9 protein-coding genes and 1 pseudogene are annotated in these 9,332 nt (G+C 35.4%); 4 read left to right on the top strand and 6 right to left on the bottom strand.

The window, feature by feature from the left end; translation table 11 throughout:
* Positions 1-410: 410 nt before the first annotated feature.
* On the bottom strand, positions 411-884 hold the full coding sequence (locus tag LOK41_RS19945) for an NPP1 family protein (protein WP_347269341.1): 474 nt from the start codon (positions 882-884) through the stop codon (positions 411-413).
* Positions 885-1,383: 499 nt separating this feature from the next.
* Here LOK41_RS19945 and LOK41_RS19940 point away from each other — a divergent pair, with 499 nt between their 5' ends.
* Together LOK41_RS19940 and LOK41_RS19935 are read left to right on the top strand one after the other, a co-directional pair.
* Positions 1,384-2,421 (top strand): YncE family protein, encoded by a 1,038-nt coding sequence (locus LOK41_RS19940; RefSeq protein ID WP_241817987.1) that lies wholly within the window; start codon positions 1,384-1,386, stop codon positions 2,419-2,421.
* A gap of 232 nt (positions 2,422-2,653) precedes the next feature.
* Positions 2,654-3,061 (top strand): annotated as a pseudogene (locus LOK41_RS19935) (transposase); the annotation flags it as partial.
* Between the two features lie 52 nt (positions 3,062-3,113).
* Here LOK41_RS19935 and LOK41_RS19930 read toward each other — a convergent pair.
* Both LOK41_RS19930 and LOK41_RS19925 read right to left on the bottom strand, forming a co-directional pair.
* Positions 3,114-3,683 carry a DUF4256 domain-containing protein gene (locus LOK41_RS19930; protein ID WP_241817986.1) on the bottom strand — a complete coding sequence of 190 codons (570 nt, stop codon included), beginning with the start codon at positions 3,681-3,683 and terminating at the stop codon, positions 3,114-3,116.
* A 418-nt stretch (positions 3,684-4,101) separates the two neighbouring features.
* Positions 4,102-4,776 carry a glyoxalase gene (locus LOK41_RS19925; protein WP_241817985.1) on the bottom strand — a complete coding sequence of 225 codons (675 nt, stop codon included), beginning with the start codon at positions 4,774-4,776 and terminating at the stop codon, positions 4,102-4,104.
* Between the two features lie 141 nt (positions 4,777-4,917).
* On the opposite strand from LOK41_RS19925, the gene LOK41_RS19920 reads away from it, so the two are divergent.
* Together LOK41_RS19920 and LOK41_RS19915 are read left to right on the top strand one after the other, a co-directional pair.
* Positions 4,918-5,898: a ketoacyl-ACP synthase III gene (locus LOK41_RS19920; RefSeq protein ID WP_241817984.1), complete on the top strand. Its 981-nt coding sequence runs from the start codon at positions 4,918-4,920 to the stop codon at positions 5,896-5,898.
* A gap of 85 nt (positions 5,899-5,983) precedes the next feature.
* A complete protein-coding gene (locus LOK41_RS19915) occupies positions 5,984-7,021 on the top strand; it encodes a serine hydrolase domain-containing protein (RefSeq protein ID WP_241817983.1) in 1,038 nt (345 codons plus the stop codon).
* Between the two features lie 84 nt (positions 7,022-7,105).
* Here the strand turns inward: LOK41_RS19915 and LOK41_RS19910 are convergent, their stop codons facing one another.
* The 3 genes from LOK41_RS19910 to LOK41_RS19900 form a co-directional block, all read right to left on the bottom strand.
* Positions 7,106-7,471 carry a DUF4180 domain-containing protein gene (locus LOK41_RS19910; RefSeq protein ID WP_241817982.1) on the bottom strand — a complete coding sequence of 122 codons (366 nt, stop codon included), beginning with the start codon at positions 7,469-7,471 and terminating at the stop codon, positions 7,106-7,108.
* Between the two features lie 37 nt (positions 7,472-7,508).
* A complete protein-coding gene (locus LOK41_RS19905; RefSeq protein WP_241817981.1) occupies positions 7,509-7,757 on the bottom strand; it encodes a hypothetical protein in 249 nt (82 codons plus the stop codon).
* 449 nt (positions 7,758-8,206) lie between these two features.
* Positions 8,207-9,259, bottom strand: a complete 1,053-nt coding sequence (locus tag LOK41_RS19900; protein WP_241817980.1) for a flavin-containing monooxygenase — start codon at positions 9,257-9,259, stop codon at positions 8,207-8,209.
* Positions 9,260-9,332 lie beyond the last annotated feature (73 nt).

The following is a 9,332-nucleotide window of genomic DNA, read 5'->3' as shown; positions in this document are numbered from 1 at the left end:
TAATCATAAGGGATTCTTTTTTTGTGATAAGTAATAAATATAATCGAGTAAGATCACCTCTTTATCAAGAAGTGAGTGCCCTTAACTATTGAATCCAAAAGAAAAATGGGTTCTTTTAGCTTACTAAAGATTTCAGATTTTAAAGTATTTAGCATCAAGAAGTATGTATCCTATGAAAGTTAAGAGAAGAACAAGAGTAAAAAAGATTGTTTTTTGCTTTTTACTTCTATTTTTAAACCATCCCCATCTTTTGCTATCCTCTTCTAAGCAATAGTAATCAATCACAAGAAATAACAGAATGATTAAGAAATAGAAAAAGATTTTCAGTATAATCATCTCCTTTCCATTCCATTTTATTGGAAATAACAAAATGTTACATTAAGAATATTCTATTCATATGAGCGTTATGTTTAAGGAAGCTGTGGATTATCCCATTCTTCGCGTTTCCAAGGTGCTTGGCGAGGGTCGCTACATTCGTTTGAATATAGGAGATAAGCTGGATTACCGTAATAAAACGTATCAGGAGCAGCTAAATATTTTGTTACATCCTCAATTGGATCATTGCTATAGAGAATCCATGGTTGATTCGTTTGATTCCCTTCATCAAGACGTCCATTATTTTTTGTAATAGCTCCATTATAGCGAATTTGAACTCCATCTTCTTTATCCCATTTCATCGCATGAGCTCCTCCATCAACACCTATTAAGGGATGTCCATCATCTTTTAGTACTTCTGACCATGACTTTATTTTATAACCGTTGTGACTCGATATAAGCAAATGTATTGGAACGCCATTTTTCAAGTAAACAAAATACTTTTCCCAATCGTGTTCATGGTTATTAATCCAATCATTATCAGCATAATAAAGCCAATACTCATATATTTCATATTCTCCTTTTTTAGCAATATGAAAATAAACATATAGAGTTATGTGAATGAGAAATTTTACAGTTAATTATTTGAAGGAGGATTTTTTTAGCCAATAGATACATGGAATACCGTTAAGTAGTGTTATGGTAACTATAATTATATAGGGTAAGTAAGTCTACAAGCATTCCCTTGCTATAAACACACCTTGTTTTTGGGCATTTTTATATTAAATTAAAGTGTAATTATTATTTATAAAACATGTAATTATTTTTAATCATCAAATTTATTTTTTTATAATATTCAAACCAATTTGTCTATCTGTACGTTTACATAGAACGAAGGGATAAAAATTCAGACACGATTACAAAAGGAGGGAATCAAAAGACGTATAGTAAGTATATTTGCAAAGATTCAAACACCCTGTTTACCTGCTGGGCTTGCGTGTACCTATGGAAGTTATTCGTGTGTCTTGAAGATTTATCATGTGAAAAAATTTTTAACGAGGTGAAGAAATGTTAAAAAAAATGAAATTTAAAGGTGTATTGGTTGTAGCTTTGATGTTTGTTATTATTCTTCCGACTGCCATTTTTGCCTCATTTACTGAAAATAAAAGCTCTATGGCAAAGGAGAGCTTCGATGGAAGCATCACTAACAACTCCCTCGCTATAAGTCCCGATGAGCAGATTGCGATTGTTTCAGATAGTCGCGAACAATCGATCCGTATTTATGACCTTGCTAAAGGTACTTTACGCAAGAAAATCGATGGCTTTGTTACACCGAGAAACATCGTATTCGTTAACAATGGTTCAGAGTTTGTTGTCTCGGACAGTACGCTAGGCACTTTACGTTTCTACAACGCAAAAAGCCTAACCTTAAAGGATGAAGTCGTAGTCGGCCCAGGTGCATTCGGCACCACCGTCAGCCCCGCTGGAAAGACGCTGTACGTGAACAATCAGGCACATAGTTCTGTAACCGTCATAGACCTTGAGAAACGCATACCGACTGCAGTCATCACTGGTTTCTCCCAACCACGCCAAGGTATTACAGTCTCTTCGAATGGAAAATATGTGTTTGTAACAAACTTTAAAGGAGATAAGGTGTCCGTAGTTGATGCAGCCACTAAGAACATCGTACGTGAGATTATTGGTTTCTCTATGATTCGTGGAATCTCCGTGACTGCTGATGGTCAAACATTGTATGCCGCAAACAGCGGTCGTGACAGCATTTCCGTGGTGGACATCTCTCTAGGACAAATCGTTAACGAGGTAAAAGTTGGACGTGAGCCATACGGTGCAGCCTTGTCGCCCGATGGTAAACTGCTTTTTGCAAGCAGCAAGGTGGACAATACTATCGATGTGATCAACGTCTCTGATAACCATGTGATTAAGACAATCAGTGGTTTCACAGAACCCCGGCAAGCCATTGTCTTTAGCCAGGACGGAGAACGCGCTTATGTCCTTAATCGTGATCTCTCCATTTCCCGGGTGAATGTAAAAGACTTATCCATCACCGATACGATTAGTGATAAGTCAAACAAATACAAGCTTTAGGTGTTAGAATCAGACGGAATCGGAAAATATTTAGCAGACGATTAAGGAATGACACTTTATTAGGGGTCACTATACATTACTATCAACCTAAGGTGAATTTATACACATAATTCATAGAAAGCGTTATTCTTTTTGTAGAAATATACAGAAAGGATGGCGTTTTTGTATGAATCTATCGATTCAAGATGAGTTTCATTTGTTCGCTGAAGAACTACAGCGATATCTATATATCTACTCTCTACGTTGGCAAATAGAGATTTTATTTAAAACGTGGAAATCATTCTTTCATATTCATCATTGTAAAAAGATAAAACGAGAACGGTTGGAATGCCATTTGTATGGGCAACTGATTGCCATTCTACTCTGTTCTTCTACCATGTTTCAAATGCGGCAATTACTTCTTAGAAAAAAGAAACGAGAACTGAGTGAATATAAGGCCATATATATGATTAAAGATTACTTTCTTCTTCTTTTCCAAGCTATACAGAAAGACACCCAAGAGCTATCAAAGATTCTAATTCGCCTGTTCAACCTCCTACAGCAAAACGGACGAAAATCTCATAGGTATGAGAAGAAAACAGTCTTTGATATATTAGGTGTCGTTTACATATGTAGCTTCACAATTGCGCTCGATAGTTGAAGAATGAAATTAAAACTTTTCCCTAGGTGATCTTTAACTGTCTATGCAAAATTTAGACCCTTAATGAGCCACGAAAACCCCTCGCGGCATAATAGGATTCTGCTCCATTGTGATACACGAAGACGTGTCCAAAGCGACAATCACAAAAAAGGGCACCGCCGAGTTCTCTAATATCAGAGGGTGTTTGCACCCAACTCGACGTTTTCATATCGAAATTTCCAAGCTTCTGCAACGCCCGATATTGTTCTTCCGTTAATAGTTCAATGCCCATGGCAGTTGCCATATCAATAGCGTTATTTTCTGGTTTATGTTTTTTTCTTGACTCGAGCCCTTCACGATCGTAACAAACACTTCTGCGACCTTTAGGACTTTCCGCTGAACAATCATAAAAAATGTATTCGCCCTTCTCTTTATCATGATCAACAACATCCGGTTCGCCGCCCGTTCTTTCCATCTCATTGAGCGACCACATTTTTTCAGTATTAGCATCCAGCTTTTCTTGGACTTTAGCCCATTCCAGACCCTCATGGCGGTTCATATTTTTCTCAAAACGATCTTTCAATGCTCCGAGTAATTCTTCACGTTGTTCTAGTGACAACTCCTTTTCACTTCTCTTTGTCATGCTAGTTTCCTCCTTATTGTTATTACTCATAATAGTTTAAGTATATATAAATATTTGTTTTATAGTAAATCATTTAAATAATTGCGTGAATTCAGTTTACGATAAACGATATAATTTAGTAAATCCATTTCTTCACAATCTGACCCTTTAACGGAACAACTTATTGTCACTCAACAATTCCTTAATCTACCTTTTATTCAGATGTTCTTTTTCTTTTAGTTATAAAAATATCCCTTCAGACATAAATGTCCAAAAGGGTATAGCTTCGCAACTTTTTCAAAAAACAGATTGAACATAAAACAATCATCATTCCACTCATTATAGCAGGTTGGACTTTATACATATTGGGATACAAAAGATTCTCCAAAACATCATAATATTGTTACCCTTATTTCTAAATAAATGAGGCTAGTTCCCTTTATTTTTTAATAGATATATTACATTCCCCTTGTGTATTTATCTCAATCTGTTTTTTATTATCAACCTCTATCATTAACGGGTGAACTTCTGCATCTACATCTGAGAAAAACCATCGCCGTCCGGATGGCCCTAATAATAAGTATACTCCGTTTTCTCCCATAAACTGAAAGCCATCACTTAACTCTTCCCCGTCTCTTACTGGAATCCCATATTCTATCAATTGATTTCCTACTTTAAGAACTTCATCTGTCGTCAAACTCATTTCACTCACATTTAATATTGAATCAATAGAGAAAGGTTCATTACTTTCTGAAGATGTCGTATGTCTAGAGATAAACTCTACTATATTCCCCGCTGGGTCCATAAGATAGAACGAATGTGCATTCGAACGTGAAAAATATACTTCATCCGCTCCATCCTCTACATTTAAAACGAATTTCTTTTTTGCCCATTCTTTCGCTTCAGCGAATTGATTGGATGGTATATTGAACGCAAAATGATAAAACGGCTTCGTGTTTGAATGACTTTTACGAAATTCTAATTCACTCTCTCCTACTTGAATGCTAAAACTCGCTTCATCACTATGTATTAGCTGAAAACTTAATGAATTATTATAAAACTTTCTCATTTCTTCTAAAGTATTACTGTATAAAGTAACTTTATTAATCAACATTATAAACACCTCCTTCTATTTCAATTTTATATTCAGATTCTATAATGAATACCTTAATTTTACAAATAATTGAATTAATCGGTAAACTAACTTATAATTATAACTAAGTATTAAAACCTAGTATCAAAAGGGGGTATTTTTATGAATTCAAAAGCGCGAATTACAGCTGTTGGGACTTATATACCTGAGAAAGTTTTATCAAATAAAGATTTATCAAACCTTGTGGAAACGACAGATGAATGGATTGTACAGCGGACTGGTATGCATGAACGAAGAATTACTTCCCCTGAAGAATTCTCTACAACATTATGTATCCGAGCAGTACAAAACTTAATCGACCGATTCCAAGTTTCTCTTGATGACGTTGATTGTATTATTGTCGCAACTGCTACACCTGATTACATGTTTCCAAATACCGCAAGTCAAGTTCAGGCTCATTTTGAAATACCTCGTACAGGAGCAATTGATCTAAGTGCAGCTTGTGCTGGATTTGTATATGGATTGATTGTTGCCAACGGCCTCATTACTTCCGGGACTAACAAAAAGATACTTGTGATTGGAGCTGAAACCCTTTCAAAAATCACAGATTATAGCGACCGCACAACTTGCATTCTGTTCGGGGACGGCGCTGGTGCAGCTCTTGTAGAATATGATGAAAACAATCCAAGCTTCTTAGGAACTCATATGGAATCTAAAGGTTCTGGCGGAATTAACTTATATCAAACCGCCTTATCCAAAACAATGAATGGAACCCCATTACAAGATACACCTTACCTCGTGCAAAACGGACGAGCTGTTTACAAATGGGCCGTAAACACAGTTCCACAAGGCGTACAAGAATTACTAGAAAAAAATCATTTAGATGTAACAGATGTTGATTGGTTTATTCCGCATAGCGTTAATTTAAGGATGATTGAATCCATTTGTGAACGAACTGGCATTTCTCTTGATAACACACTTATGAGTCTACAATATTGTGGAAATACTTCTGCTGCTTCTATCCCTCTAGCACTTGATATCGGATTAAAGGATAGAAAAATTAAGAATGGTGATACTTTACTTTTATACGGATTTGGTGGAGGACTTGTACATGCGGGACTTATTTTAAAATGGAATATATAACAGAAAGGCTGATGTCTTATTACATCAGCCTTTTCTATTCCTTATATTGTATAATGAACGTAATACTAAAAAGGAGAGTAATTATATGACATTAGGAACATTACATATATATGAAAGAATGAAGAAATATTCTGTAACTGGACTAAGCTTAGTTATTATTCGTGACGGAAAATTAAAATGGACCGAAAGTTTTGGTGTTCTCGAAGTAGGAACAACTAAAGAAGTAAACGTAAATTCTATTTTCAATGCTTGTTCAATAAGTAAATTTCTCACAGCAATGCTCACTTTAAAATTAGTAGATCAAGGGATACTAAGCTTAGATGAAAATGTAAATAATCGTCTTATATCTTGGAAAGTTCCTGACAATCAATTTATCTCTAATAAAAAAGTCACCTTACGAAATCTATTAAGTCATCAATCAGGAATCATTGATCCACCTGAAAGCTTTGATATATATCGTTCCGCCCAAGTAAAACCTACTATTCTTCAAATTCTTCAAGGTCAAACACCTTATTGCTCAATCCCGATTGAAGTTCAATATGCACCCGAAAGCAAATTTCACTACTCAGACGCTGGATTTTGTATAATAGAACAACTCATAGAAGACGTTACCGGAGAACCTTTTGATCTATTATTACAAAAGTTCATATTTGAACCTTTACATATGAATAACAGTACACTCTTGTATCCTAAGCAAAATATCACAAATGATCGTTTTGCTTGTGGTCATGATAAAAACGGACATGTAGTAGAGGGGAAATATCCGTTCTACCCATATTCAGCTGCTGCAGGAGTTTGGTCAACTCCGACAGATTTAGCCGCTTTAGTAATTGAAATCATCCAGTCTTTACAAGGAAATAGTAAACTCGGTCTTTCCTCAAAAATAACAGAAGAAATGATTTCTCCACAAGGTTGTTCAAAGTGGACTGGATTAGGTGTATTTCTAGACAATCCAAATCAAGAGATAGAAATTTCGTCACTTGGCTGGGACGTTGGATTTCAATGCATGATGGTTGCATATCCTTATAGAGGTACTGGCGCTGTCATTATGACAAACTCGGATTTAGGTGTTCATCAAAACGAAGGAATGATTGGAGAGATTGTTAACTTATTAAAACTATAGAAAGCTTTAGTAAAAGGGCTATAATAAAAAAGCTAGCAAAAGACTAGCTTTTTTCGTTCTGACAAGAAATATAAAAATCCAATACTATACAGAGTGAAGAGCACTTAAAGCAGATTCTTCATCTCTTAAAAAGAATACTGCCTTTCCTTTATTACATTCATATATAAAATCCGCAAGACTTTTACTATTATATACACTGAAATCCCCAACAATAGCTAATTTTACGCCATAGTTCATATACTTTTGTAAAATTTCACCCGCTAGACGAGTTCTTAAATTGAAAAATTCCTCTGTAATATTGATTTTGTGAATCAATATTTTTTGACAATCATGCTCATAATTGATGGATGCCATTAAGTCTAATGCCCCTTGTACATCCTCTATTACGATATCAGTACTTTCTATAATAGCAACTTTAGAATTTTCTTTTTCATGAACACGTATTTTCATCTATATCCCCACCTAACATTTCATTCTTCTTTTTTCTTTATACAATATTTTTTGCTACAATTTTCAAATGCTCCGGCGCAATCATTTCCTTTATGTTCTCTTGAAAGTCCTCATGAAGCATTTCTTCAAGATGCTCTAATGACACTTCAAGAGGTGTACACTCTAAGCTGTCAATGTTTAATAAAGAATAATGTTCTTTTTTCTTTATTACTAAATATTGATTTTCTTCTGTTATAAGTAAGGAACCTAATCGAACTCCCAGTAAACGCCGATCATCGAATTTCACATTGTATCCCTCGCTTTATTCATAGATATACTGCAGAAACCTTTTTACATAATTAGCCAAATGTATATTTGCTATAAATCTATCATATATCACTCCAAAAGAATACATCTTATTCTCTAAAGTACTCTTAATTCTCCATATATTTCGGTGTAAAAAACTTTCTCAACATATAGAGATTACTTTTTGTTTTCGTAATTATCAGAATACGATATAATAAATGTAATCAAGTTTGACCTCTCCTAATTGATGTACATATATTTTGATCGGTACACTTTGTGACCGATCCTTTTTTTGTTTATCCCGCATTAACGGGCAGTAATACTCCCACCTTAAAATTCGGCGAGAGCAAAGAAGTTAGGTGGGAGATAAACTGCCCGTAAAAGCCCGATTGGTTCAACTAATAATCAGTGGGGGATGAAGAACCCCCCCCCACTGATTAAAGTTTCACTTTATGAAAGTTCCTCTTCTTCCCTTTCAATCATTGAAAACACAAATTCTGCATCTCGTCCCACCCCGCAAAGAAGCGCGGACCCTCTTTGACGCTGCCAAGGTAATCCAATATAGTATAACCCTTTCACCCCGCTTACCCCTCTCGTATGAATCGGTAACCCTGCTTGATTCACTGCACCTTCTATTTCAATCCACTGGTAATCTGGTATAAACCCTGTAGACCAGACTACATTCTGAACATGGCATGTGCTATCATCTGAAAAGATTGCTTTATTCTGCAATGTATTTACTATCTTTGGTTTCACTGTTATTCGTCCCTGACGAATCAACTCCCTACATTCAAAACCAAATATAGGATCTTTCCGCTTCTGAAACCACCTTCCTCGCCTTGTATCAGTTCCAGCATATAATAGGCCTATTTTTTCCAGCCAAGCAAAAATACTTTTCCCCATTATTTGTAGTGGAAGAAATGCAAAAGGATGACTCACTGCAATCGTAACCTCTCGAGACTCTGCAAGTTCTACTGCGATTTGTGTACCAGAATTCCCCCCTCCAACGACAAGAACTGGCCCTTCTGGAATTTGTTTTGGTGATTGATATTGTGAAGAATGGATTTGAAAAATATCATTGGAAAGATTTTGAGAAATGGAAGGAATAAATGGCCTTTGAAAAGCACCTGATGCGATAATCACCCGTTTAGCTTGTAGAATTTCTTTAGAAGTGTAGACTTCAAACTCATGCCCCTTCTTTCTTATTTTTGAAACATCCGTATTTAGCCTTACCGGTATGGAAAAATGATTCGCATACGCTTCTAAATAATTTGCAATTTCATCTTTATTTGGAAACTCATTTTGATTTCCATTTAAATTCATCCCTGGTAATGCACAGTAGCCTCTTGGCGTAAACAATTGTAAAGAATCGTATCGATTTCTCCATGAATTACCAATTCTTTTTTCTCCATCTAAGATGACAAATTTATAGTTTCCTTGCCGTAAATAATACCCCGTAGCTAACCCTGCTTGACCAGCTCCTACTATAATTACGTCTAACATTTTTATCCCCTCGTTTCATCACTCAAAATATATGAATATTTGTTCATACGTTCATATGTTTTGTTCCATCATA

The sequence above is a fragment of the Bacillus sp. TL12 genome, assembly GCF_022625245.1.
Taxonomy (GTDB): domain Bacteria; phylum Bacillota; class Bacilli; order Bacillales; family Bacillaceae_G; genus Bacillus_A.
This window is presented reverse-complemented; position numbering and strand designations above follow the sequence as displayed.